The organism is Pseudomonas sp. TWI923 (assembly GCF_039673365.1).
GTDB classification, from domain to species: domain Bacteria; phylum Pseudomonadota; class Gammaproteobacteria; order Pseudomonadales; family Pseudomonadaceae; genus Aquipseudomonas; species Aquipseudomonas sichuanensis.
In genome coordinates this window covers 30155-55437 of the sequence record NZ_JBDJLM010000022.1, presented here as the reverse complement: position 1 = coordinate 55437, position 25283 = coordinate 30155, and the positions used below count along the sequence as shown (strand labels likewise).

General features: G+C 65.4%; 24 protein-coding genes and 1 riboswitch. Of the genes, 18 read left to right on the top strand and 6 right to left on the bottom strand.

The features are described 5' to 3' along the window. Positions 1-24: 24 nt before the first annotated feature. Positions 25-858 (top strand): nucleoside triphosphate pyrophosphohydrolase, encoded by an 834-nt coding sequence (mazG, locus tag ABE459_RS11685; RefSeq protein ID WP_125462980.1) that lies wholly within the window; start codon positions 25-27, stop codon positions 856-858. 28 nt (positions 859-886) lie between these two features. Then, positions 887-1426 carry a DUF2058 domain-containing protein gene (locus tag ABE459_RS11680; RefSeq protein WP_323831583.1) on the top strand — a complete coding sequence of 180 codons (540 nt, stop codon included), beginning with the start codon at positions 887-889 and terminating at the stop codon, positions 1424-1426. Between the two features lie 232 nt (positions 1427-1658). Here ABE459_RS11680 and ABE459_RS11675 read toward each other — a convergent pair whose 3' ends face one another. The 4 genes from ABE459_RS11675 to purM all read right to left on the bottom strand — a co-directional run bounded on the left by ABE459_RS11675 (position 1659) and on the right by purM (position 4581). Further along, positions 1659-1841, bottom strand: coding sequence for a hypothetical protein (locus ABE459_RS11675; RefSeq protein ID WP_125857720.1), 183 nt, complete (start codon positions 1839-1841; stop codon positions 1659-1661). Between the two features lie 309 nt (positions 1842-2150). Next, complete coding sequence (locus ABE459_RS11670) at positions 2151-2861, bottom strand: DUF3108 domain-containing protein (RefSeq protein ID WP_125462983.1); 711 nt, start codon at positions 2859-2861, stop codon at positions 2151-2153. An 8-nt stretch (positions 2862-2869) separates the two neighbouring features. Then, complete coding sequence (gene purN / locus ABE459_RS11665) at positions 2870-3523, bottom strand: phosphoribosylglycinamide formyltransferase (protein ID WP_110993031.1); 654 nt, start codon at positions 3521-3523, stop codon at positions 2870-2872. Next, a complete protein-coding gene (gene purM / locus ABE459_RS11660; RefSeq protein ID WP_110993032.1) occupies positions 3523-4581 on the bottom strand; it encodes a phosphoribosylformylglycinamidine cyclo-ligase in 1059 nt (352 codons plus the stop codon). Before purM ends, purN begins: the two co-directional genes overlap by 1 nt. A 341-nt stretch (positions 4582-4922) precedes the next feature. Here purM and ABE459_RS11655 point away from each other — a divergent pair, with 341 nt between their 5' ends. The 5 genes from ABE459_RS11655 (at position 4923) to ABE459_RS11635 (ending at position 9443) form a co-directional block, all read left to right on the top strand. Continuing rightward, positions 4923-5969, top strand: a complete 1047-nt coding sequence (locus ABE459_RS11655) for a DUF2066 domain-containing protein (RefSeq protein ID WP_323831581.1) — start codon at positions 4923-4925, stop codon at positions 5967-5969. Positions 5970-5981: 12 nt separating this feature from the next. Further along, positions 5982-7055 (top strand): AI-2E family transporter, encoded by a 1074-nt coding sequence (locus ABE459_RS11650; protein WP_125462985.1) that lies wholly within the window; start codon positions 5982-5984, stop codon positions 7053-7055. A gap of 246 nt (positions 7056-7301) precedes the next feature. After that, entirely contained in the window at positions 7302-8006 is a 705-nt protein-coding gene (gene hda, locus ABE459_RS11645) for a DnaA regulatory inactivator Hda (RefSeq protein WP_110993035.1), read from the top strand. 127 nt (positions 8007-8133) lie between these two features. Beyond that, positions 8134-8763, top strand: coding sequence for an NlpC/P60 family protein (locus ABE459_RS11640; RefSeq protein ID WP_125462986.1), 630 nt, complete (start codon positions 8134-8136; stop codon positions 8761-8763). A gap of 146 nt (positions 8764-8909) precedes the next feature. Continuing rightward, positions 8910-9443 (top strand): C40 family peptidase, encoded by a 534-nt coding sequence (locus ABE459_RS11635; RefSeq protein WP_125462987.1) that lies wholly within the window; start codon positions 8910-8912, stop codon positions 9441-9443. A 9-nt stretch (positions 9444-9452) separates the two neighbouring features. Here the strand turns inward: ABE459_RS11635 and ABE459_RS11630 are convergent, their stop codons facing one another. Further along, complete coding sequence (locus ABE459_RS11630) at positions 9453-10769, bottom strand: sorbosone dehydrogenase family protein (protein WP_323831579.1); 1317 nt, start codon at positions 10767-10769, stop codon at positions 9453-9455. A gap of 144 nt (positions 10770-10913) precedes the next feature. Here ABE459_RS11630 and ABE459_RS11625 point away from each other — a divergent pair, with 144 nt between their 5' ends. Both ABE459_RS11625 and ABE459_RS11620 read left to right on the top strand, forming a co-directional pair. Beyond that, positions 10914-13460, top strand: a complete 2547-nt coding sequence (locus tag ABE459_RS11625; protein WP_323831577.1) for a DUF6543 domain-containing protein — start codon at positions 10914-10916, stop codon at positions 13458-13460. Positions 13461-13599: 139 nt separating this feature from the next. Further along, positions 13600-16179 carry a DUF6543 domain-containing protein gene (locus tag ABE459_RS11620; RefSeq protein WP_323831575.1) on the top strand — a complete coding sequence of 860 codons (2580 nt, stop codon included), beginning with the start codon at positions 13600-13602 and terminating at the stop codon, positions 16177-16179. Between the two features lie 9 nt (positions 16180-16188). Here ABE459_RS11620 and ABE459_RS11615 read toward each other — a convergent pair whose 3' ends face one another. Then, positions 16189-16767: a hypothetical protein gene (locus ABE459_RS11615; protein WP_125462990.1), complete on the bottom strand. Its 579-nt coding sequence runs from the start codon at positions 16765-16767 to the stop codon at positions 16189-16191. 151 nt (positions 16768-16918) lie between these two features. Next, positions 16919-17140, top strand: a riboswitch (cobalamin riboswitch). 109 nt (positions 17141-17249) lie between these two features. On the opposite strand from ABE459_RS11615, the gene cobO reads away from it, so the two are divergent. From cobO to cobC, 9 genes are read left to right on the top strand one after another with little or no spacing between them, the layout of a single operon-like run. Continuing rightward, positions 17250-17861: a cob(I)yrinic acid a,c-diamide adenosyltransferase gene (gene cobO / locus ABE459_RS11610; RefSeq protein ID WP_125857728.1), complete on the top strand. Its 612-nt coding sequence runs from the start codon at positions 17250-17252 to the stop codon at positions 17859-17861. Next, positions 17858-19153 (top strand): cobyrinate a,c-diamide synthase, encoded by a 1296-nt coding sequence (locus ABE459_RS11605; RefSeq protein ID WP_258645317.1) that lies wholly within the window; start codon positions 17858-17860, stop codon positions 19151-19153. The genes cobO and ABE459_RS11605 overlap by 4 nt, the downstream gene beginning before the upstream one ends. Beyond that, positions 19150-19800 (top strand): 5,6-dimethylbenzimidazole synthase, encoded by a 651-nt coding sequence (gene bluB / locus ABE459_RS11600; RefSeq protein ID WP_125462993.1) that lies wholly within the window; start codon positions 19150-19152, stop codon positions 19798-19800. The genes ABE459_RS11605 and bluB overlap by 4 nt, the downstream gene beginning before the upstream one ends. Further along, the gene (gene cbiB / locus ABE459_RS11595; protein WP_258705876.1) at positions 19797-20705 is read left to right on the top strand and encodes an adenosylcobinamide-phosphate synthase CbiB; all 909 of its coding nucleotides are present in this window, start codon (positions 19797-19799) and stop codon (positions 20703-20705) included. The genes bluB and cbiB overlap by 4 nt, the downstream gene beginning before the upstream one ends. Beyond that, the gene (cobD, locus tag ABE459_RS11590) at positions 20698-21690 is read left to right on the top strand and encodes a threonine-phosphate decarboxylase CobD (protein WP_125462995.1); all 993 of its coding nucleotides are present in this window, start codon (positions 20698-20700) and stop codon (positions 21688-21690) included. The genes cbiB and cobD overlap by 8 nt, the downstream gene beginning before the upstream one ends. After that, positions 21687-23150 (top strand): cobyric acid synthase, encoded by a 1464-nt coding sequence (locus ABE459_RS11585; protein WP_323831569.1) that lies wholly within the window; start codon positions 21687-21689, stop codon positions 23148-23150. Before cobD ends, ABE459_RS11585 begins: the two co-directional genes overlap by 4 nt. Next, the gene (cobU, locus tag ABE459_RS11580) at positions 23143-23664 is read left to right on the top strand and encodes a bifunctional adenosylcobinamide kinase/adenosylcobinamide-phosphate guanylyltransferase (protein WP_125462997.1); all 522 of its coding nucleotides are present in this window, start codon (positions 23143-23145) and stop codon (positions 23662-23664) included. Before ABE459_RS11585 ends, cobU begins: the two co-directional genes overlap by 8 nt. Next, the gene (gene cobT, locus ABE459_RS11575) at positions 23661-24716 is read left to right on the top strand and encodes a nicotinate-nucleotide--dimethylbenzimidazole phosphoribosyltransferase (protein ID WP_125462998.1); all 1056 of its coding nucleotides are present in this window, start codon (positions 23661-23663) and stop codon (positions 24714-24716) included. Before cobU ends, cobT begins: the two co-directional genes overlap by 4 nt. Then, complete coding sequence (cobC, locus tag ABE459_RS11570; protein ID WP_125462999.1) at positions 24713-25282, top strand: alpha-ribazole phosphatase family protein; 570 nt, start codon at positions 24713-24715, stop codon at positions 25280-25282. The genes cobT and cobC overlap by 4 nt, the downstream gene beginning before the upstream one ends. Position 25283: the final 1 nt, after the last annotated feature.

Sequence of the window (25283 nt, the reverse complement as noted above, 5' to 3'; positions counted from 1 at the left end):
GGCGCCGCCGAAGGACCTGCATTCATGACCTACACCCTCGATGACCTGCTGCACCTCATGGCCCGCCTGCGCGACCCGCAATATGGCTGCCCGTGGGACCTCAAGCAGGACTACGCCAGCATCGTCCAGCACACCATCGAAGAAGCCTACGAAGTCGCCGATACCATCGAGCGGGGTGATTTCGCCCACCTGCAGGGTGAGCTGGGCGACTTGCTGTTCCAGGTGGTCTACTACAGCCAGCTGGCGCGGGAAGAAGGGCGTTTTGAGTTCTCCGGCGTGGTCGACTCGATTACCCGCAAGCTGGTTCGTCGCCACCCCCATGTGTTCCCCACCGGCGAGCTCTATGCTCCGGTCGATACGCCCTCGTTGAGCGAGGCCCAGGTCAAGTCGCGCTGGGAAGAGATCAAGGCCGAAGAACGTGCCGAAAACAGCGAGCCCGAGCAATTGTCGCTGCTCGACGATGTGCCGGCCGCACTGCCGGCACTGTCCCGCGCCGCCAAGCTGCAAAAGCGCGCGGCCACGGTCGGCTTCGACTGGCCCGACGCGCTGCCGGTGCTGGACAAGGTGCGCGAAGAGCTCGACGAAGTGCTGCAGGCGATGGCCGATGGTGACAGCGATGCGCTGGAGGACGAACTGGGCGACCTGCTGTTCGCCACCGTCAACCTGGCCCGGCACCTCAAGCACGACCCGGAAAACGCCCTGCGCCGCGCCAACCGCAAATTCGAGCGGCGTTTCCGTTTTATCGAACAGGCATTGCGCGAGCAGGGCCTGAACATCCAAGATCGTACCCTCGACGAGCTGGACGCCCTGTGGGGCGAGGCCAAGCGTCAGGAAAAGAACCTGCCCAGCTGCGGCTGAGCCGATGCATAAGTGAGTAAAGACACCCATGAGCCTTTCCCTTCGCGACCAGTTGCTCAAAGCCGGCCTGGTCAACCAGAAACAGGTTTCCCAGACCAACAAGGCTGAGAAAAAACAGAAGCGCCTGGAGCACAAAGGCCAGGTCGAGGTGGACGACAGCCAGCAACGCCTGGCCAAGGAAGCCCTGGCCGAAAAGGCCAGGAAAGACCAGGAGCTGAACCGCCAGGTCCAGGAAAAGGCCGAGCAGAAAGCCCGCGCCGCGCAGATCAAGCAGTTGATCGAGGCCACCCGCCTGCCCAAGCTCAGCACCGAGGACTATTTCAACTTCGTCGATGACAAGAAGGTCAAGCGCATCGCCGTCAATGCCCTGATGCGCAGCAAGTTGAGCAACGGTGCGCTGGCGATCGTTGGCCATGCCGGCGGCTACGAAGTGATCCCGCGTGAAGCGGCAGTGAAGATCCAGGAACGCGACCCGCAGCGTATCCTGCTGCTCAACACCCATGTCGAAGAGGCGGACGAGGATGATCCGTACGCCGCTTACAAGATCCCTGACGATCTGATGTGGTAAGCATGAAAAACCCCGCCTAGGCGGTAATGTCAGTCAGTTAACCTTTCATCGACACTCATGGGGCTGTTTTGTAGTCCTTCGCGGGTAAACCCGCTCCCACAGGATTGCGCAATGCTTGAAACTGGCGCGAAACCTGTGGGAGCGGGTTTACCCGCGAAGGGCCGCAAAGCGGCCCCAATTGGCTTAACTGACCGGCATTAACCTAGGCGGGTTTTTTTGTTTGAAGGCGGTGTCACTGGGTGGTGCGCTGGTTTTCCAGGATTTCCAGTTCGCTGCGGTATTGCTGGGCCAGGTGTTCTTCGTGGAACATGCCGACCAGTTGGCCCTGTTGGTGCACGTCCCAGATCCGCACGCCAGCGGCCAGGCCTTCGTGGGACATTTTCGATTCGTCGCGTTCGGTTACTTGAACTGTCATCGTCAAACTCCACTGCTTGATGGGCTGCGGCACTGTGTCGCAGGCCTTCTTTATAGAATTTGTTAGCAGGCTAAGTAAATTAAACGGCGATTAAACAAGTTTCATGAAACGCAACGCATGCCGTTGTTAGGAGCGGCCTTGTGTCGCGTGGGGGCGCGCAGCGGCCCCACTATTTCAGCTCCGCCTAAGATATCGCCGGGGCCGCTTGGCGCCCCTTTCGCCACACAAGGCCGCTCCTACAGGAGGCGGTGTTCGTCGCAAAAAAAAGCCCCGCACAAGGCGGGGCTTCCGGTGTCACTGGGGCAGCGATCAGTTGCCCTTGACCGCCTTGCCATCGACCGTGCCGTCCTGCAGCACGATCACGTACTCCTTGCCGTCGGTCTCGACCTGGCGCAGTTGCACCAGCAGGTAGTCCCAGTTCTTGGCGAACCACAGCTCGGTGATGCGCTTGCTCTGGCTTGGGTCACGTACGCGCTCGACCTTGATCGCATCGACCTGGCCAGCCTTGGTCGCCACCTTCTCGGTGCCCAGCACGCGGAAGTCGTAGGTGTCGATCTCGTCACCGTCGACCACCTGGTAGGTCATGCTCTTCTTGCCGGCGGCCACGTCATGCTGCAGCGCCAATTGGTAGGACGACTTGTCCAGCACGCCGCGGTTGAGCGGCAGGTTGATCGCGTCGCCACGGTCGCTGCCGGTGACCTTCTTGCCGTTCCAGTCGAAGCTGAGGTCGACTTTCTTCGCCTTGCCCAGGCCGCCGCGCTCGAAGTGGTACTTCTGCGGCAGCAGGGTGTCGTTGTCGAGCTTGAGGGTGCTTTGCTCGGTGAGGCTGGCGATCATCATGGAAGCCTTGAAATTAAGGTCCCAGGTACCGTTGGCGTTCTTCACCAGGCTGCGCTCGGCAGTGCCGCTCATGGGCAGCTGCTTCCAGTCAGCCGTGTAGCTGGCCGCGAAAGGCTTCAGATCAGCTGCCTGGAGGGGCAGGGCGAGCACGGCGAGAGCCAAGAGCAGGGCGCGACGCATAAATTCTCCTAGGATCGAATCAAGTGACCGCTGGCCGCCAGCGGCTGGCCATCCAGTAATGCACCCTGTTCGCCCAGACGCAAGCGTCCTTCGCCGAACCAGCGCACCGCCAGCGGGTAGATCTGGTGTTCCTGCAGGTGCACGCGCTGGGCGAGCGACTGCTCGGTGTCGTCCGTTGCAACCGGAACCACAGCCTGTACGACCAAAGGCCCGCCGTCGAGTTCCTCGGTGACGAAGTGCACGCTGCAGCCGTGCTCGGCATCGCCAGCCTCCAGCGCGCGCCGGTGGGTGTGCAGGCCTTTATACCTGGGCAACAGTGACGGATGTATGTTGAGCAGGCGGCCCTGGTAGTGGCGTACAAAGCCGCCACTGAGAATGCGCATGAAACCGGCCAGTACCACCAGGTCGGGCTCGAAGCCGTCGATCAGCGCCATCAGCGCCGCATCGAAGGCTTCGCGGCCGTCGAAACCCTGGTGCTCGAGCAGCGCGGTGTCGATACCGGCTGCCTTGGCACGTTCCAGGCCGTAGGCATCGGCGCGGTTGGAAATCACCGCGCGGATGCGTACCGGGCTGTCACTGGCGCTGGTGTTGTCGATCAGCGCTTGCAGGTTGCTGCCGGAGCCCGACAGCAATACCACGACGTTGCAGGTCTTGCTCGGCATCAGTGTGCCTTGAGGTTCTGCAGCTCGACCTGAGCGGCGCCTTCGGCGGCTTCGGCGATGTGGCCGATCACCCAAGGCTGCTCACCGGCGGCGCGCAGTTCGTTCAGGGCAGCTTCGACCTGATCCTGGGCGACACAGATGACCATGCCAACGCCGCAGTTCAGTACGCGGTGCATCTCGTGCTCGTCGACGTTGCCTTTTTCCTGCAGGAAGTCGAACACCGCCGGCCGCTGCCAGCTGGCCACATCGACCACGGCCTGGGCGTTTTTCGGCAGTACGCGCGGGATGTTGTCCAGCAGGCCGCCGCCGGTGATGTGGGCCATGGCCTTGACCGCGCCGGTGTTCTTGATCAGTTGCAGCAGCGGCTTGACGTAGATGCGGGTCGGCGCCATCAGCAGGTCGGTCAGCGGTTTGCCGTCGAGCTGGGTGTTTTCGATGTCAGTGCCGGACACTTCGAGGATCTTGCGGATCAGCGAGTAGCCGTTGGAGTGCGGGCCGGAGGAAGGCAGGGCGAGCAGGGCGTCGCCGGTGGCGACTTTCGAGCCGTCGATGATTTCGGCTTTTTCCACCACGCCGACGCAGAAGCCGGCCAGGTCGTAGTCTTCGCCTTCGTACATGCCTGGCATTTCGGCGGTTTCACCACCGACCAGCGAGCAGCCGGCCAGTTCGCAACCGGCGCCGATGCCGGTAACCACGGTGGCGGCCACGTCGACATTGAGCTTGCCAGTGGCGTAGTAGTCGAGGAAGAACAGCGGCTCGGCGCCGCACACCACCAGGTCGTTGACGCACATGGCGACCAGGTCCTGGCCGATGCTGTCGTGCTTGTTCAGGTTCAGTGCCAGGCGCAGCTTGGTGCCGACACCGTCGGTGCCGGAGACCAGTACCGGCTGTTTGTAGCCGGCCGGGATCTCGCAGAGGGCGCCGAAGCCGCCCAGGCCACCCATGACTTCAGGGCGTGCGGTGCGCTTGGCGACGCCCTTGATGCGTTCGACCAGTGCTTCGCCGGCGTCGATGTCTACACCGGCGTCCTTGTAGCTCAGGGAGGGTTGCTTGCTCATTGATCCAGGCCTTTAAGAGGGAGGGATTCTTGGAAAACGACCGGGACGGCCAAGGCCGGCTTCAAAAGCGGCGGCTGCCTGTACGTCACTGGTCTGCGAAGGCGCGCGATTTTATCAGGGTTGCCCCGAAGCGGCCATCCTCAGGCCGACGGGCAGGCCGGAAATCTGGGCAAAAAAGCGCTTTCACGGTGCGCGACTGGTTGCCGCGGCGGTGCCTGTATAAGGTATAGGCATCGTGACGAGCTCAATGGGCCGCGGCAGCGGAGCATTTCTCTGCGTTGCGCGGTCACAACCGGCAGGTCCGGGCTCGTCGCTCGTGGTCATCTGGACAGGAATCCTCAATGCGTCTTTTCAATTACATCGCGGCCGGGTGCCTGGTGCTGGTCGGCGCTGCGGCGCAGGCCGAAACCGTCACCGGGCTGTATCAGGTCCGCGAACCTGTCGAAGGGCAGGGCGCCGATGCCCGCGCCCAGGCTACCGGCAAGGCCCTGGACACCTTGGTGCTGCGCCTGACCGGCGACCCCAAGGCGGCGCAGAGCCCGGCCTTGGCAGCCCTGCGCAAGGATCCCCAGCAAATCATCAATCAGGTCGGCACCGAGGCCGGGCCGCCCGAGGCGCTGCTGGTCGAGTTCGACCCCGGCAGCACTGAACGCGCGCTGCGCCAGGCGGGCCTGGCGCTGTGGGGCAACAACCGGCCGTCGATCATCGGCTGGTGGCTCTACGACAGTGTCGAGGGCAGCAACCTGGTCGGCGATGGCCAGGCCGCCGCCGAACCGCTGCGCCGTGCCGCCCAGCACCGTGGCTTGCCGCTGCGCCTGCCGCTGGCCGACCTGCAGGAGCAATTGGTGGCCAACGCCAAACAGCTCGAGGGCAATGACCCTGCGCCGCTGCGCGAGGCGTCCGAGCGTTACGGCGCCAATGCCTTGCTGGCGGTGCATGCCCATGAGGCCGACGGCAAGTGGCAAGGCAAGTGGCAACTGTGGCTGGGCGACCAGCGTGAGCAGGGCAACGCCGAAGGTGCCGACCAGGCCGCCCTGGCCGATGCCGTGCTGCTGGCCGTGAGCAACCGCCTGGCGCCGCGCTATGTCACCCGGCCCGGCGCCAGCAGTGACCTGCAGGTGCAGGTGCAGGGCATGAACTTGCAGCGCTATGCCGAACTGAGCCGCGTGCTTGAACCTTACGGCGCCCGTTTGCAGATGGCCGATGGCGCCACCCTGACCTACGGCGTCACCGGCAACCGTGAGCAGCTGCGGGCGCAACTGGGCCTGGCCAAGTTGCAGGAGTTGCCTGCCGAGGCCACGCCGGCACCTGCGCCCCAGGGCGAGCCGGGCGCGACACCCCCTACCACTGCAGCCAAGCCGTTCGATGGCTTGCGTTTTCGCTGGTAAGGGGGCTTGGACATGATTGATATGCGTCGTTGGATCGGGCTGGGCGCCGCCTTGCTGATCGCCGTGCTGCTGTACCTGCTGCACAACATTCTTTCCCCCTTCCTGGTGGGGATTCTGCTGGCCTACCTGGCCGACCCGCTGGTCGACCGCCTCGAACGGGCCGGGCTGTCGCGGACCTGGGGCGTGGTGGTGGTCTTCAGCTTGTTCACCCTGCTGTTCATGGCCCTGCTGCTGGTGCTGATCCCCATGTTGGCCAAGCAGCTGGTGCGCTTGTACGAGCTGGCGCCGCAGATGCTCGACTGGCTGCAGCATGTGGCCCTGCCTTGGGTGCAAAGCCGCCTGGGCCTGGCCGATGGCTTCTGGAAGTTCGACAAGATCAAGGCCGCCATCGGCGCGCACATGGGCCAGACCACCGACATCGTCGGTGTACTGCTGTCCCAGGCCACCGCGTCGAGCCTGGCCCTGATCGGCTGGCTGGCCAACCTGGTGCTGATCCCGGTGGTGGGGTTCTACCTGTTGCGCGACTGGGACCTGATGATGGCCAAGCTGCGCAGCCTGTTGCCGCGCCAGCGCGAAGAGCAGGTGGTGGGGTTGGCCGGTGAGTGCCATGAAGTGCTGGGGGCGTTCGTGCGTGGCCAGTTGCTGGTGATGCTCGCCCTGGGCGTCATCTATTCCACCGGGCTGATGCTGGTGGGCCTGGAACTGGGCCTGCTGATCGGCATGTTGGCGGGGTTGGCGGCAATCGTCCCGTATATGGGCTTCATCATCGGCATCGGCGCGGCCCTGGTGGCCGGGTTGTTCCAGTTCAGCGGCGATTTGTATCCGATGCTGGGGATTGTCGCGGTGTTCATGGTTGGCCAGGCGCTGGAAGGCATGGTACTGACGCCCATGCTGGTGGGCGACCGCATTGGCCTGCATCCGGTGGCGGTGATCTTCGCCATCCTTGCCGGTGGTGAGCTGTTCGGCTTCACCGGGGTGCTGCTGGCGCTGCCGGTGGCGGCGGTGATCATGGTGCTGTTGCGGCATGTGCATGACCTTTACAAGGAGTCGGACATGTATGGCGAGGCGATCGACCCGGACCTGTAAGTGACCGCGTCAACTGCGCGATACCTGTGGGAGCGGGTTCACCCGCGAACACGGGCATAGCCCGTGCCAGGCACCGAGGTGTCATCTTCGCGGGTAAACCCGCTCCCACAGGGTCTCGTGAACATCGCAACTGCTTGATTTTACTTGTGCTCTTCCCCTGCCGGATTGTGCCGCCCGCGTTGCGGGTATAGACTTTGCACACTCTTCACCAAAGGCCCCCTGTGGTCCCCGCGACCGCCCGCGAGCATGAAACCGATCCAGTTGCCCCTGGGTGTGCGTCTCCGTGATGACGCCACCTTCATCAACTACTATCCGGGCGCCAATGCCGCGGCATTGGGCTACGTCGAGCGGCTATGCGAAGCCGACGCCGGCTGGACCGAGAGCCTCATCTACCTGTGGGGCAAGCAGGGCGTTGGCCGTACCCACCTGCTGCAAGCCGCTACCCAGCGTTTCCAGCAGCGCGGCGAGCCCGCCGTCTACCTGCCGCTGGCGCAACTGCTGGAGCGCGGCGTCGAGTTGCTTGACCACCTCGAGCAATACGAACTGGTGTGCATCGATGACCTGCACGTGATCGCCGGCAAGGCGGACTGGGAAGAGGCCATGTTCCACCTGTTCAACCGCCTGCGCGACAGTGGCCGACGGCTGCTGCTGGCCGCTTCCAGCTCGCCCCGCGAACTGCCGATCAAACTGGCGGACCTCAAGTCGCGGCTGACCCTGGCCCTGATTTTCCAGATGCGCGGCATGTCCGACGAGGACAAGCTGCGCGCCCTGCAGCTGCGTGCCTCGCGGCGCGGCCTGCACCTGACCGACGAAGTCGGCCACTTCATCCTCACCCGTGGCACACGCAGCATGAGTGCGCTGTTCGACCTGCTCGAACGCCTTGACCAAGCTTCGCTGCAGGCGCAACGCAAGCTGACCATCCCGTTCCTCAAGGAAACCCTGGGTTGGTGACCCCCTGAAAACACGGGGCCAGAGCGGCAAAACAGAAAAGTCACATGTTTTTCGATAAAATTTGCAAATGGTTCTGATAGAAGGCATAGTTTCCCCCTTCTAAAGGACTACAGACACGGTCGTGCCCATGCTGAAGCGCTTCGCACCCCTCGTGCCACTTGCACTTGCCACCTTCCTGTTTGGTTGCGCCGCTCATGGCCCGGCCACTCAATCCCAGGATCATCGCCCGGTCGCCGAGCAATCGCTCAAGGCCAAGGCTTCCGCTTCTTCCGTATTCACCGAGGAAGAGCTGGCCAGCGACGATGACCTGAATGCCTTTTCCAGCAGCAAGCCCTATCAGCTCCCGGTGCTGGCCGACAGCATCCTCGAGCGTGGCATGGCGCTGATCGGTACCCGTTACCGCTTTGGCGGCACCACCGAACAAGGCTTCGACTGCAGCGGTTTCATTGGTTATCTGTTCCGCGAAGAGGCCGGCATGAACCTGCCGCGCTCGACCCGCGAGATGATCAACGTCGACGCCCCCAAAGTCGCGCGTAACAAGCTCAAGCCAGGCGACCTGCTGTTCTTCAGCACCAATGGTCGCGGCCGCGTCAGCCACGCCGGCATCTACCTGGGCGACAACCAGTTCATCCACTCCAGCAGCCGCCGCAGCGGTGGTGTGCGCATCGACAGCCTTGGCGATCGCTACTGGAGCAAGACCTTCATCGAAGCCAAGCGCGCGCTGGCCATGGCACCGACCACCATTTCGCGCAATTGATTTGATATCAAAATGCTGTACCCTGCCGCGGCGGCGTAGCTGAAAAGCTCGCCGCCGTGCGCATTTACAGAAAGCGTCTAATCTAATTTCTCACCTATTTTCATCTTCGGCCGTGGCCGAGGCTTGTCTGACAGGACGTTCGCATCATGGCGATGTTGGCGCGCTTCGCATTTCTCTCCCTGGCGGCATTGCTTGCTGCCTGCTCCAGCCGTGCACCTGCCCCGGCGCCGGTCAAGCAGCCCATGGTCTTCAGCCAGCAACCGGCGGCATCGCCTGCGGCGGAGGATGTGCTGTTCCGCGCGATCGGCCTGGTCGGCACGCCGTATCGTTGGGGCGGCAACACCCCTGATTCGGGGTTCGATTGCAGCGGCCTGATCGGCTACGTGTACCGTGATGCTGCGGGCATCAGCCTGCCACGCACCACGCGCGACATGATCGTCATGCGTGCGCCAAGCGTGGACATCAATGCCTTGCAGTCCGGCGACCTTGTGTTCTTTGCCACCAATGGCGGGGCACAGGTCAGTCATGCCGGTATCTATGTCGGCGAAGGGCGTTTCGTCCATGCGCCGTCTACCGGCGGCACGGTGCGCCTGGACTATCTCTCCAGCAGTTACTGGGCCAAGGCCTATCTGCAGGCCAAGCGGGTATTGCCACCTGGGCATCTGGCGCAGAATCCCTGAGCGCCGCCGTCAAGGCGCTCGACTGACTCGCCAAATAACGTTGCCCACATCGTCCGCCACCAACACTCCGCCACGCGCGTCGGTGGCCACGCCCACCGGGCGCCCCATGGCCTTGCCGTGGTCGTCGAGGAAGCCGGTCAGCAGTTCCAGGGGCTGGCCCGTCGGCCTGCCTTGGCCATCGAAAGCCACGAAGATTACCTTGTAGCCACTGTGCGGCTTGCGGTTCCACGAACCATGCTGGCCGACGACTGCGCCTTGGCCGAACGGCGCGGGTAACAGCCCGGCCGGGATGAATGCCAGCCCTAGCGAGGCAGTGTGCGGGCCGACGGCGTAGTCGGGCACGATGGCTGCCGCCACCTTGGCGGGGTCTTGTGGTTCTACTCGCACATCCACATACTGGCCGTAGTAGCTGTAGGGCCAGCCGTAGAAACCGCCGTCCTTGACCGAGGTGATGTAGTCCGGCACCAGGTCGCTGCCGATCTCGTCACGTTCGTTCACGGCGGTCCACAGCGCACCGCTGTTGGGCTCCCAAGCCAGGCCGTTGGGGTTGCGCAGCCCGGAAGCGAAGATGCGGTGCTGGCCGCTGGCCGGGTCGACCTCCCAGATCGCCGCGCGCCCGGCCTCGGCGTCCATGCCGTTCTCGCCGACGTTGCTGTTGGAACCGACGGTGACATACAGCTTGCGGCCATCGGCGCTGGCGATCACGTTCTTGGTCCAGTGGTGGTTAAGGCGCCCGCCGGGCAGCTCCACCACTTTCTGCCCAGGCTCACGGATCTCCATCGCGCCGGGTTCGTAATGGAAACGCAGCAGCTTGTCGGTGTCGGCGACATACAGGTCCTTGCCCACCAGCGCCATGCCGAATGGCGAGGCAAGCCCCTCGATGAAGGGCAGGCGCATTTCGGCCACTCCGTCGTGATCGGCATCGCGCAGCAGGGTGATGCGATTGGCGCTTGGCACTGTAGCCCCGGCGCGCTTCATTGCCTTGCTCATCACCCAACCGCGCAGGCCCTTGCCATCATCGGGTTTGGGCGGAGCGTTGGTTTCGGCCACCAGCACGTCGCCATTGGGCAGCACGTACAGCCAGCGCGGGTGTTCGAGGCCGCTGGCGAAGGCGGTCACCGCGGTGCCGGTGGCCGCCTTGGGCTTGGCGCCCTGGGGCCAGCCGATCGCGGGGGCGATGTTCACGGTGGGGAGCAGCGTGCGGTTGGGCGCGGGCAACTGTGGGGTGGGGCCGGTGCCATCGCTGACCTTCAGGCGCGCTGACTCGCCGCAGGCGCCGAGGCTGGCGCACAGCGCCAGGACTAGTGCAGTGCGCAAGCTGTGCATGGCAAACATCCTCGCAAGATGGCCTACATGAAGTGAGAGCGACGCGCCGGCCCGGAGGTTCATTCGAGGGGTGTGGCATATCTACCGCAGATGGTTTTCCCGGCTCGGGAAGATGCGTGCTCCTTTCATTGCCAAGGCACCGACATGAGCACCGTCGAAGTCGCACTGCAACACAACCTGACCTTACTGGGTACCGGCCGTGAGCTGGCCCGCCTGGCCGACAAGGTCCTGAGCGCTTATCCCGATCCATACCAGTTGGCCGTGACCCAGGCGTCGATCATCCTGCGCAAGCATACAGGCAAGGACTGGGACCCTCGGCAGATCTGGTGGCATCAATTCAGTCGTGCCAGCTCCAGCCATCGCAGCTTTACGGGGTGGGCGCACAGTGGCCCGCCAGTCAAGTCGCTGCGCTTCACCGAATTGATGGTCGAGCGCTTCGACCCCGATTTCCAGGAAGCCATCGACTCGCTCGATTTGTATGGCGGCTTCTATCGCCAGGGGCCTCATGCGAACACCTACGATGAGCGCAACGAAGTGCCGATGTTGGCCCGCGATGTCCAACAGGATTTCTGGGCGCTGGATTTCGCCCAGTTGTACCGGCGCCAAGTATCGGCATTCTGGGCCGCGCACCAAGATGACTTCAGGCTCCTGGTCAAGGTCAACCTGCTGGGCCAGTGTGCCCGTGCCGAACAGGACGGGCTCATCGACAACGCGGATGCGGCGCAGTTGCGCGCTTATGTGGTGCCGGGGCTGTTGGCCGGGGAGCGGGCGCCGTCGCTGGCACAGCTGCGTGAACAGTCGAGTGTCGAGCTGCGAGCAAGCGGCTATGGGCTGGGTGTCGCCGGTGGGGCAGCGTTGTATGCGATCCAGGGGCCCGGTACCAGGGTCCTGTTGTACTGCCCCTGGGCCGAACAGGCGCTGCGAGGCTTCGGCAACCTGCGGGAAATGGCAGGCTGGTTGCGCGAGCACCTGGCCACGACCCAGGACCGGGCAGCCTTCCAGCAGGGGTTGATTGCCGACCCGCAGGATCTCGAGGCTGTGCAGGCGGTGCAACAGGCACTGCAAGCGCTGGCCGAGAGCACGAGTGACGCGGCCGCGTTGGCAGTGCTCGAGCAGCAGCGCAGCACTGTCGAGCACCTCTTCGAGGCGCTGGCGGACCACGCTCGTCAGGACATGCAGCACACCGCTGGCCGCCTCGTCGACAACAGCCAACTGCGCAAGGCCCTGTGGCGAGGCTACCTGGGTGCCTTCCTGAGAGTGTTCGGTGGCTTCGTGCCGTTGGGCTGGCCGGTGTCGCTGGTGCTGCTCGGCGCCACTCTGGCTAAGGTCGGCCTGGATGTGGACGGTGCGGTGCACGCCCGCAACGCCCAGGAGCGCAAGGCGGCGATGCGCGCGGCCATCCTCGATTCGATCTTCGGCGCCTTGAACATGGTGGACGTGGGCTTTGGCAGCAGCCACGCGTTCCTGGCCTACCGGGCGCCGTTTCATGAACTGGACGCATCGTTGGTCGAATGGGAGGTCGAGCCGGAGCCCACGTTGAACCTCGAGGGGGATGAGGCCAACGAGCTGCTTGACGGCAAGCCAATGGGAAGCGGCCGCCTGCAGGGGATTCGGCTTGGCACGGACGGCAGTTGCTGGATCGAGCTGGAAGGATTGCCCTACCGGGTGCGCTTCAGCCCGGAGCTGTCGTCCTGGCTGATAGTGCCCCCGGAAAACCCCTTCGCTTTCGGTCCATTGCGTCCGGTGCGCATGGGGCTTTCGGGCAAGTGGCAACTGTTGACTGCGCCACGCCTGCTGGGCGGGACACCGACCGACGGCCTGGCCTGTGAGCCCTCGGCGTTCTGGGATGAGTACATGCGCACGGACGAAGCGCGTAGCCTTGCGCTTTCGGATGCTGCGCGCGCACGCCAGCGGGCGCTGATGCTGGGGCGAGACATCGAGGTGCTGGACGATGGGCAGGAGCCGCTGGTTGACGAGGATGGGTTCGACTTCATCGATATTGAGGGAGAGCACGTATACACCTTTCGTCATGGCGGTGAGTACCAGAATCACCGGATCCTGATCTATACCGAGGAGGACGGTGCCCGGATCAACCGATTCCTGCGTGAGGGCGTGCGTGAGTTCGATTACGGCGACGAGGTCGAGTACCTCGACAACCTCACCGACGACCTGGAGAAGCTACCGTTCAACAACGAAGTGCCGCTGTATCGCGGAGGCCACGGCGCACGCAGTACCAGTGGTACGCATTTTCGCAGCGGGAAGTTCAAGGTGGGCGATGTGCTGGTCAACACCGACCTGACCTCCTTCACTGAAAACCCCTATATCGTGCGCCTGTTCGCCGCCGACAACGATCTGTTGGCGGGCAGCGGGGTGGAAGGCGTTTTCGACGACAGCTCGGTGGTGTTCGAGCTGCCTGCCGGCAGCTATCAGCACGGCACCCCCATCAGTCCGTTCTCCAGCCATCCGAACGAGGCGGAAACCCTGTTCCTGCCTGGTTCGTATTTCCGCGTCGAGGCGCTCAAGGAAATCCGCGGTGGCGATTACCATTTCGTCAGTGTCAGGCTCAGAGAGGTGCCGAGACCGGCCAGCGGCGAGGTCTATGAGCTGCGTACCGGCGAGCTATTCGACAAGGCCGCCTACGCTGCCCGGCTGGGTAGCGCGGAGCTGGCTAACCGATTCTTCCCTGACTGACGCGCTTCGGCGCGTCTAGCCACTTGTGCCCGGCATCGTGGGTAACTCGGGCACAAGTGCGCAGGTACATACCTACCGCCCCCGAGGTTCATCGCCCAGCCAGGATGCGTGTTCGATCACGACATCAAGGAGTGGGGTTATGAGCAGCAGTATCAAGGAGCGCGTGGAACAGAGCCTCGACGCGGTGGAGGCGGGGCGGCCGTTGGTTCGCCTGGTGGACGAGGTGATTCGCGAGTATCCCGACCCGTACGTACTGGCGAGCCAGCATGCGCAGCGCATTCTGCTCAAGCATACGGGGAAGGCCATCGATCCGCGTTTCGTCTGGTGGCACCAGTTTGACGGGGCCACCAGCAGCAGCCACAGCTTCACGGGGTGGCGGCACAGCGGGCCGCCGCGCAAATCGATGCACCTGGTCGAGTTGCTGATCAATCGTTTCGATGCTCGGTTTCAGGAGGCACCGGACGAGCTTGATCTTTATGGCGGCTTTTATCGCCAAGGGCCACACGCCAGCCACTTCGATGAGCGTAATGAAGTGGCGATGCTGGGCAGCAAGGTCCAGCAGGATTTGTGGGCACTGGACTTCGCGGTGGCCTATCGCGATGCAGTCACGCGTTTCTGGGCCAACTATTCCGGGCACTTTCGCGCACTGGCGAAGGTGAATGTGCTGGGGCAGGGGGCCAGCGCGTTGAGAGCAGGACGCATCAACCGTAGCGACTGGGCGTTGTTGCGTGCGATGGCCGCTGACGACCTGGCCGATGGCGAGCTGCCGACGCTGGCCAAACTCGAGCAGGACAGCACCACGCACCCCTTTTCCGTCAACCGCTATGTGCTTGACCAAGGCGACCGCGGCTGCCTCTACAGTTTTACGGTGGCCAGCGGTCGCACCCTGCTTTACCGTCCATGGGCCTCGCAAGCGCTCATCGGCTTTGCTTCGGAATTGGCCATGGCAGGTTGGTTGCGTACGCAGCTGCAGGACCGCGACACCTTGGCTCACCATGTGCTGGCGGCCCATACCGACGCGCGTGACCCGTCACGCGCCCAGGCGGTCAGGACTCACCTGCAGAGTATCGCCAGCAGCGCGAGCGACCAGGCGGCCCTGCACCTGCTCGGCTTCATGAAGCGAACCGTCAGCCCCGATATCTTCAGCCACCTGGCTAACCAGGCCACAACCGAGATGAGTGACAACGCGTCGGCGATCATCGGCAACGCCGAGTTGCGCAAGGCGATGTGGAGCGGTTATCTCGCGGCGTTCATCAAGGTGTTCGGTGGCTTCGCCCCCCTCGGTTGGCCCATGACCCTGATGTTGCTGGGCGCCAGTCTCGCCAAGCTGGGTCTGGACGTCGATGCGTCCCTGCATGCGGCGGACGAGCAGAGCCGCAAGGCGGCGCTACGCAACGCCATGCTCGACTCGGTATTCGCGGCATTGAACATGGTCGATCTGGGGTTCCAATCGAGTTATGCGTCGCTGACCTATGAATCATCTGTCGGCGAGGCGGATATCGATCTGAATCGCTGGCAGGTGGCACAGGCCGCCCCGCAGCCGATGGAACACCTCGAATCCAATCAAATCGTCAGTGGCGATTTGGTCAGCGACGGGCGTTTGCGCGGTATCAGGGTCACAACCGATGGCGGTTGCTGGATCGAACTCGATGGCCTGTCCTATCGCGTGCGCTACAACCACGACCTGCACGTCTGGCAGATCGTGCCTGCTCATAACCCCTTCGCTTTCAGCCCGCTGTATCCGGTGCGCCTGAGCGCCGCCGGGGATTGGGAGCTGCTGGTGCCGCCGAAGCTGGCTGGCGGAGCGCCGCCTGCCGTGGATGGCATGCCCAGCGTCACCTCGCGCTTCTGGGACAGCCACATGGTCATCGAAGAAACGCGGAGCAAGCTGGTTGCCGCCCAGGTGTTGCGTCGCCATAAAGCGTTGCTTGATACCAGCGAAGTACCACGGCTGGCCCCCGGCCAAGCCCCTGATCTGGACGAGCGAGGCCTGGATTGTGTGCGGGTCGAGGGCCAGACGCGTTACTCGTACCGCTCGGGCCGCGAATTCTACAACTCCCTGATCGAGTACTACACCAGCGACGAATCCAGGGTGAATGATGTGTTCCGTTCGGGTAGCTATCGCTATGGGGACGAGGACGACTACATTCAGGCGCTTGCCGACAGTCTCGAGCGCTTGCCCAGAAACAACGGGGCCAGCCTCTACCGCGGAGGCAATGCCTCGCGCGGCACGGGTGGAGGGAATTATCGAAACGGCCAGATCAGGGTAGGGGATGTGCTGGTCAATACTGACCTGACCTCATTCACCGAGAACCCCTTCATGGTTGCCGAGTTCGCATCGCGATCGGCCGTGAGCGCGCCGGGGAACCTGCCGGGATTGTTCGACGACAGTTCGGTGGTGTTCGAGTTGCCGGCCGGTTGGTACCAGGACGGCACGCCGATCAGCGCATTTTCCCTTTACTGGGATGAAAGCGAGACACTGTTCCTGCCGGGGCGCTACTTTCGAATCGTCAAGCTGGAGCAGGTTTACGGTGAACACTACCGCTTTATCCATGTGACCCTGCAACAGATCCCCAAACCTGCTTCGGGGAGCCTCTACGATCTGCGCACGGGGCTGGAGTTCGACGCCCTGGCCTACGAGGCACGCTTCAAGACGCCGGGGCTTGCGCAGCGCTTCTTTGCGGCTGATAGCCCCGCTGCCAGCGTGAGTCCGGCCTGAACCGGCCGCTCAGGCTTGCTTGAGCAGCAGCGCCACCCCCGGGTAGTACTGCCCCAGCTCGTTGTGCAGCTTGCGGTAGGCGTAGGGGAAATACCAGGCGATGGCGCAGGCGGTGTGCTTCTGCAGGTCGTCGACCAGGTCCTGAAGCTCTTCGGGGCTGGCGTGCTGGCCGGCTTTCCAGGGAGTGACGAACAACGCGCCGGCCTTCAGCTGGCTGGCATAACCGATGTGCTTGGCCTGGGCGGCGGTTTCCTGCAGCGCCGAGGCCAGGTCGAGGCGGGCGATACGTGGCCAGCGCTGGCCGGCATGCAGGTGCACAGAGGCTTCGGCGTTGCTGATCGACAGGTCGCATCGCCCCTCGCGCTCACCCTCGTCGCGTTGCTTCTTGCTCTGGTACTGCTGCAGTGCCACCAGCTCGCCTTGCCAGGCCGCTGCCGCGAGCATGCCGACGTTGGCGGCGCTGCCATGCCAGTAGGGCGCGTCAGCGTCCCCTTGCAGCTGGTTGAAACGATCGATGCAGTCGACCCAGCGCTCCAGCGCCGGGCGCAGGAATTCGAAGTGGGTATTGTTGATGATCAGGCCTTGCATGCTGGGCGCTCCTTGTCATTGTCATTGAGGTCAGCGAGATTGATGGCTAAGTGATATCACTGCCATCAGTGTGGCACAAGCCGACGGATTGGCCATTGATCCAGGCCAGTTCGGCCCACGTTCGATTGACGCTCCCGGTGCAACCCTCTAACCTTCGCGGCGTGTTTCAGGTGCCCTGCGAACCGTGGTTTGGCAGAGTGAAACTGGGAAGCCGGTGAGCGCCACAAGGCGCGATTCCGGCGCTGCCCCCGCAACGGTAAGTGAGTGCAAAACCGCGCAGGGCCACTGGGTGCAAGCACCCGGGAAGGCGCGCAGGCAAGGGCCAGGTGCCCGCTCACGAGCCCGGAGACCGGCCTGGAACTGCCAACGGCATCACGGAGGGTGATGCGCAGTGCGATGTGGCCCAGGCCACGGCCCCTGCGCGTTCTCCGTCTGCCCGCCTTTTACCTGTCGCCTGGCTGCGACAGCTGCGGAGAACCCTGATGAGCGAATCCCCCGAACGCGACGAACGCCACCTGGCGCGCATGCAGCGCAAGAAGGCGCTCATCGACGAGCGCATCGCCAACTCCCCGAACGAATGCGGCTTGCTGCTGGTACTCACCGGCAACGGCAAGGGCAAGAGCAGCTCGGCCTTCGGCATGCTCGCCCGGGCCATGGGGCACGGCATGCAGTGCGGCGTGGTGCAGTTCATCAAGGGCCGCAACAGCACCGGCGAGGAACTGTTCTTCCGGCGCTTTCCCGAGCAGGTGAGCTACCACGTGATGGGCGAGGGCTTCACCTGGGAAACCCAGGACCGCCAGCGCGACATCGCCGCTGCCGAGGCCGCCTGGGCCGTGTCGCGCCAGTTGCTGCAGGACCCAGCGATCCAGTTCGTCGTGCTCGATGAGCTGAACATCGCCCTCAAGCACGGCTACCTCGACCTCGACCAGGTGCTCAGCGATATCCAGGCCCGCCCGCCGATGCAGCACGTGATCGTCACCGGCCGTGCGGCCAAGCCCGAGATGGTCGAACTGGCCGATACCGTCACCGAGATGGGCATGCTCAAACATGCGTTCCAGGCCGGTATCCGCGCACAGAAGGGCGTTGAACTGTGAGTGAAGCACGTCAGTGCCCGGCGGTGCTGATCGCAGCCCCAGCCTCCGGCCAGGGCAAGACCACCGTCACCGCCGCCCTTGCGCGCCTGCACCGCAATCTCGGGCGCAAGGTGCGGGTGTTCAAGTGCGGCCCGGACTTCCTCGACCCGATGATCCTCGAGCGTGCCAGCGGCGCGCCGGTGTACCAGCTGGACCTGTGGATGATCGGTGCCGATGAGAGCCGTCGTCTGCTGTGGGAAGCGGCCCGCGATGCCGACCTGATCCTGATCGAAGGGGTGATGGGGCTGTTCGACGGCACCCCGTCGAGTGCCGACCTTGCGCGCCACTTCGGCGTGCCGGTGCTGGCCGTGATCGACGGCACGGCCATGGCCCAGACCTTCGGCGCCCTGGCCCTGGGCCTGGCGCGCTACCAGCCGGACCTGCCGTTTGCCGGTGTGCTGGCCAACCGCGTCGGCACCTTGCGCCACGCGCAACTGCTCGAAGGCAGCCTGACCGAAGGCCTGCGCTGGTACGGCGGGCTGTCCCGCGAGCGCGGCATCGAGCTGCCCAGCCGCCACCTCGGGCTGGTCCAGGCCAGCGAGCTGAATGACCTGGATGCGCGCCTGGACGCCGCCGCCGAAGCACTCGCCGCCAGTTGCGATGCGGCACTGCCGCCAGCGGTGAGCTTTGCTGCGCCAGCGCCTGCAGCGCTTGCGACTTCGCTCAAGGGTGTGCGCATCGGCGTGGCCCGTGACGAAGCCTTCGCCTTCACCTACGGCGCCAACCTGGAGCTGCTGCGCAACCTCGGCGCGCACCTCGAATTCTTCTCGCCGCTGCATGACCGCGAATTGCCTGCGGTGGATAGCCTGTACCTGCCCGGTGGCTACCCGGAGCTGCACCACCACGCACTGGCCGCCAACGCGCCGATGCTGGAGGCGATCCGCGCCCACCATGCCCAGGGCAAGCCCTTGCTGGCCGAATGCGGCGGCATGCTCTACCTGCTCGATGCCCTGACCGACGTGGCCGGCGAACGTGCCGCGCTGCTCGGCCTGCTGCCGGGCGAGGCGACCATGCAGAAGCGCCTGGCCGCCCTGGCCTTGCAGGCGGTCGAACTGCCGGAAGGCACCCTGCGCGGGCACACCTACCACCACTCGCTGACCAGCACCGCGCTGGAACCGATCGCCCGCGGCCTGAGCCCCAACGGCGGCCGTGGCAACGAAGCGGTGTACCGCCTGGGCCGGCTGACCGCCTCCTACGTGCATTTCTACTTCCCCTCCAACCCCGACGCGGCGGCGGCGCTGCTGCGACCATGAGCGACCACGCCTACAGCGACGCCGAGCGCGCGGCCGTCTACCGGGCCATCGGTGAGCGCCGCGACATGCGCCATTTCGCCGGTGGCGAGGTGGCGCCGGAGCTGCTGGCACGCCTGCTTGCCGCCGCGCACCAGGCGCCGAGCGTCGGCCTGATGCAGCCGTGGCGTTTCATCCGCATTACCCGCACCGAGCTGCGCACGCGTATCCAGGCGCTGGTCGAGGACGAGCGGGTACGCACCGCCGACGCCTTGAACGAGCGCTCCGATGAATTCATGAAGCTCAAGGTCGAGGGCATCAACGACTGCGCCGAACTGTGGGTGGCGGCGTTGATGGACAACCGCGAGCCGCACATCTTCGGCCGTCGCACCCTGCCGGAAATGGACCTGGCCTCGCTGGCCTGTGCCATCCAGAACCTCTGGTTGGCGGCGCGTGCCGAGGGCCTGGGCATGGGCTGGGTGTCGCTGTTCGAGCCACAGGCGTTGGCCGAGCTGCTGGGCATGCCCGCCGGGGCCAAGCCGGTGGCGGTGCTGTGCCTGGGGCCGGTGATCGAGTTCTACCCGGCGCCGATGCTGGTGCTGGAAAACTGGGCCGAGCAACGGCCCCTGAGCGAAATGCTGTACGAGAACCATTGGGGAGACCGGCCATGAGCGTGGCCTTGCTGACTGTCGCGGGCGTGGCCCTGGACGCCTTGCTCGGCGAGCCGCAACGCCGGCACCCGTTGGTGGGCTTCGGCAACCTGGCGGCGAACCTGGAGCGGCGCCTGAACGCCGGTGGCCGTGGCTGGCGCAGCCATGGTGTCAGCGCCTGGTTCCTCGCCGTGGTGCCACTGACCCTGCTGGCGCTGATCCTGTCCTGGCTGCCGTACGTTGGCTGGCTGGTCGATGTGCTGGCGCTTTACTGCGCGCTGGGCCTGCGCAGCCTCGGCGAGCATGTGCTGCCGGTGGCCCAGGCCCTGCGTCAGGGTGACCTGGACGAAGCGCGGCGCCGCGTCGGTTACCTGGTCAGCCGCGAAACCCGCGAGCTGGACGAGCCCGCGGTAGCCCGGGCAGCCACCGAATCGGTGCTGGAGAACGGCAGCGATGCAGTGTTCGCCGCGCTGTTCTGGTTCGCCGTGGCCGGTGCGCCGGGGGTGGTGCTGTATCGCCTGAGCAATACCCTCGATGCCATGTGGGGTTATCGCAACGAACGTTTCGAACGCTTCGGCTGGTGCGCGGCGCGCATCGACGACGTGCTCAACTACATTCCCGCGCGCCTGGTGGCGCTGACCTACGCTGTGCTCGGCAAGACCCGCCTGGCGCTGCGCTGTTGGCGCCAGCAGGGGCCGCTGTGGGACAGCCCCAACGCCGGCCCGGTGATGGCCGCCGGTGCTGGTGCGCTGGCTGTGGAGTTGGGAGGGCCTGCGGTGTACCACGGTGAGCTGCACGAGCGGCCGCGCCTGGGCGAGGGGCCGATGGCCGACGCCGACGCCATCGAGCGCGGCTGGAGCCTGGTGCAGCGCGGGGTATGGCTATGGTTGCTGGTGATCTGCCTGGGGAGTTACCTGAATGCTTGAACACGGTGGCCGCCTGCTGCGGGCGGTGGCGCAGTACGCAATTGCCCGCGAGCGTTGGCTCGACCTGTCCAGCGGCATCGCGCCCTGGCCCTATGCCGTGCCGTCGATTCCCCAGGAGGCCTGGGCGCGACTGCCGGAAACCGAGGACGGCCTGGAGCAGGCGGCGCGCACCTACTATCACGCCAATCTGTTGCTGGCAGTGGCCGGTTCCCAGGCGGCGATCCAGGCCCTGCCGCAGCTGCGCGCGCCTGGGCGGGTCGGGGTGCTGACACCCTGTTACGCCGAGCATCCACACGCTTGGCAGCGTGCGGGGCATACGCTGGTCGAGCTGGCTGACGAGCAGGTCGATGAGGCAATCGACAGCCTCGACGTGCTGGTGCTGGTCAACCCCAACAACCCCACCGGCCGGCTGATCCCCCGTGAGCGCCTGTTGGCCTGGCATGCCCGGCTGGCAGAGCGCGGCGGTTGGCTGGTGGTCGACGAAGCGTTCATCGACAACACCCCGGGGCTTAGCCTGTGCGGCCATGTGGATCGGCCTGGGCTGATCGTGTTGCGCTCGTTCGGCAAGTTCTTCGGCCTGGCGGGGGTGCGGCTAGGCTTCGTGATGGCGCAGCCGGCACTGCTGCAGGCGCTGGCCGAGCTGCTGGGGCCCTGGACGGTGAGCGGCCCGACCCGAGTGCTGGGCAAGGTGTGCCTGGCCGATGAACTGGCCCACCTGATGCAGATCGACCGCTGCGCCAAGGCCCGCGCGCGGCTGGTGGCGTTGCTGGGCGAAGCCGGCCTGGCGCCGACCGGGGGCTGCGACCTGTTCCAGTACGTGGCCACCGAGCGTGCGGCGCAACTATATGAATACCTCGCCCGGCGCGGCATCCTCGTGCGCCTGTTCGAGCAACCGGCGGCGCTGCGCTTCGGCCTGCCGGCCAATGCGGCGCAGGAGCAGCGCCTGCGCGAGGCGCTGCTGGATTATCAAAAGGAATCGGCATGACCACCCTGATGGTGCAAGGCACCACTTCCGATGCCGGCAAAAGCACGCTGGTTACCGCCCTGTGCCGCTGGCTGCTGCGCCAAGGCGTAGCAGTGGTGCCGTTCAAACCGCAGAACATGGCGCTCAACAGCGCTGTGACCGCCGACGGTGGCGAAATCGGCCGCGCCCAGGCGGTGCAGGCCCAAGCCTGCCGGCTGGCGCCGCACACCGACATGAACCCGGTGCTGCTCAAGCCCAACAGCGACACCGGTGCCCAGGTGATCATCCATGGGCGCGCGGTCACCAGCATGAACGCCGTGGCCTATCACGGCTACAAAGCCATCGCCATGCAGGCGGTGCTGGCTTCCCACGAGCGGCTTGAGCAGGCCTATCAAGTGGTGATGGTCGAAGGCGCAGGCTCCCCTGCCGAGATCAACCTGCGCGCCGGCGACATCGCCAACATGGGCTTTGCCGAAGCGGTCGACTGCCCGGTGATCCTGGTGGCCGATATCAACCGTGGCGGGGTGTTCGCCCATCTGGTCGGTACCCTGGAGCTGCTCTCGCCGAGCGAGCAGGCGCGGGTCGAAGGCTTCGTCATCAACCGCTTCCGTGGCGATATCGCCTTGCTGCAACCGGGCCTGGACTGGCTGGAGCAGCGCACCGGCAAGCCGGTGCTTGGCGTGCTGCCCTTTGTCACCGACCTGCACCTGGAGGCCGAGGACGGCATCGACATGCGCCAGGCGGTCAAGGGCGAACGGCTGCTCAAGGTGATAGTCCCGGTGCTGCCGCGCATCAGCAACCACACCGATTTCGACCCGCTGCGCCTGCACCCGCAGGTCGACCTGCAATTCATCGGCCCAGGCCAGCCGATCCCGCCCGCCGACCTGATCATCCTGCCCGGCTCCAAGAGCGTGCGCGGTGACCTGGCGCAGTTGCGCGCGCGTGGCTGGGACACGGCCATCGCCCGGCACTTGCGCTACGGCGGCAAGCTGATCGGCATTTGCGGCGGGTTGCAGATGCTGGGCCGCGACGTTCACGATCCGCTCGGCCTGGAAGGCCCGGCCGGCTCCAGTGCCGGGCTTGGCCTGCTGGACTACGAGACGGTGCTTGAGGCCGAGAAGCAACTGCGCAACGTCAGCGGCACGCTGGCCTTGGAGCAGTCACCGATAGCGGGCTACGAAATTCACGCCGGAGTCAGCCGTGGCCCGGCCCTCGAGCATCCTGCCGTGCAACTGCAAGACGGCCGCTGCGACGGGGCCATCAGTGCCGACGGGCAGATTCTCGCCACCTATCTGCACGGCCTGTTCGAAGGCAGCCAGTCGTGCGCGGCACTGCTGCGTTGGGCCGGGCTTGCCGATGTACAGGCCATCGACTACGAGGCCCTGCGCGAGCGCGATATCGAACGCCTGGCCGACCTGGTCGAGCAGCACCTGGACACCGCGCACCTGCGCCAGCTGTGTGGAATCACTGCCCATGCGTAACCTGATCCTCGGCGGCGCCCGCTCGGGCAAGAGCCGCCTGGCTGAGCAACTGGCCAGCAGCAGCGGCCTGCCGGTGACCTACATCGCCACCAGCGAGCCGTTGGATGGCGAGATGAACGAACGGGTACGCCTGCACCGTGAACGCCGCCCGGCCGACTGGGGGCTGATCGAAGAACCCTTGGCCCTGGCCAAGGTGCTGCGTGCCGAAGCCGGCGCAGGGCGTTGCCTGCTGGTGGACTGTCTGACGCTGTGGCTGACCAACCTGCTGATGCTCGACGACGAGCAACGCCTGGTGCAGGAGCGCGATGCGCTGCTGGCGTGTCTTGAGCAATTGCCGGGCACGATCATCCTGGTCAGCAACGAAACCGGCCTGGGCGTGGTGCCCATGGGCGAACTGACCCGCCGCTACGTCGACCACGCCGGGCTGTTGCACCAGGCCGTGGCCGAACGCTGTCAGCGCGTGGTGCTGACCGTGGCCGGCCTCCCTCTCATGCTCAAAGGACCCGCTCTATGACCCAGATGTGGTGGCGTGATGCCTGCCAATCCCTCGACACCGCCGCCATGGACCAGGCCCGCGCCCGTCAGCAGCAACTGACCAAGCCTGCCGGTTCCCTCGGCCAGCTCGAAGGCCTGGCGATTCACCTGGCCGCCTTGCAGGGGCGCGAGCGGCCCAGCGTGGACAAGGTTGCGATCAGCATCTTCGCCGGCGACCACGGGGTGGTGGAGGAGGGCATCTCCGCCTACCCGCAAGCCGTGACCGGGCAGATGCTGCGCAACTTCGTCGGCGGCGGCGCGGCAATCAGCGTGCTGGCCCGCCAGCTGGACGCAGGTCTGGAGGTGGTCGACCTCGGCACCGTCGATCCGTCTCTCGAACTGCCCGGCGTGCACCACCTGCGCCTGGGCGCGGGCACGGCCAACTTCGCCCGCCAGCCGGCGATGACCGACACCCAGCTGGCCGCCGCCCTGCAGGCCGGTCGCGACAGCGCCCTGCGTGCGGTCGAGGACGGCGCCCAGCTGTTCATCGGCGGCGAGATGGGCATTGGCAACACCACGGCGGCAGCGGCCCTGGCCAGCACCTTGCTGAGCTGCCCGGCGCGTGAGCTGAGCGGGCCGGGCACCGGCCTGGACAGTGCCGGTGTGCGGCACAAGGCCGAAGTGATCGAGGCGGCGCTGGTACTGCACGGGTTGCGCGCCGACCAACCGCTGCAGGCCCTGGCCTGTGTCGGTGGTTTCGAGATCGCCGCGCTGGCCGGCGCCTACCTGGCTTGTGCCCAGCACGGCGTGGCGGTGCTGGTCGATGGCTTCATCTGCAGCGTCGCCGCCCTGGTGGCGGTACGCCTCAACCCGCAATGCCGCCCTTGGCTGCTGTTCGCCCACCAGGGCGCCGAGCCGGGCCACAAGATGCTGCTGGCCGCGTTGCAGGCCGAGCCACTGCTGGCCCTGGGCCTGCGCCTGGGCGAAGGCAGCGGTGCGGCGCTGGCTGTGCCACTGCTGCGCCTGGCCTGTGCCCTGCACGGGCAAATGGCAACCTTCGCCGAAGCGGCGGTGGCGGACCGCCCGGCATGATCCTCGACCTGCTGCGCCACGGCGAGACCGAACTGGGTGGCGGCCTGCGCGGCAGCCTGGACGATGCTCTGACCGCTACCGGCTGGGCCCAGATGCGCCAGGCCGTGGCACAGGCAGGCCCCTGGGACATCGTGGTCAGCTCACCGCTGCAACGCTGCGCGCTGTTCGCCGACGAGCTGGGCGCGCGCCTGGGCTTGCCGGTGCAGCGCGAGGCGGATGTGCGCGAGCTGCACTTTGGCGACTGGGAAGGCCGCAGCGCGGCGCAGATCATGCAGACCGAAGCCGATGCCCTGGGGCTGTTCTGGAACGACCCCTACGCCTTCACGCCGCCAGCCGGCGAGCCGGTGCTGGCGTTTGCCGAGCGAGTGGTGGCAGCGGTCGAACGCCTGGCCCGCGCGCATGCCGGCAAGCGCGTGCTGCTGGTCACCCACGGCGGGGTCATGCGCCTGTTGCTGGCAAGGGCGCGTGGCTTGCCCCGTGAGCAGCTGCTGCAAGTCGAGGTCGGCCATGGGGCGTTGATGCGCCTTGAGGCCAGCCTTGATGGCCATTTGCGCGAGGTTGGCTGAG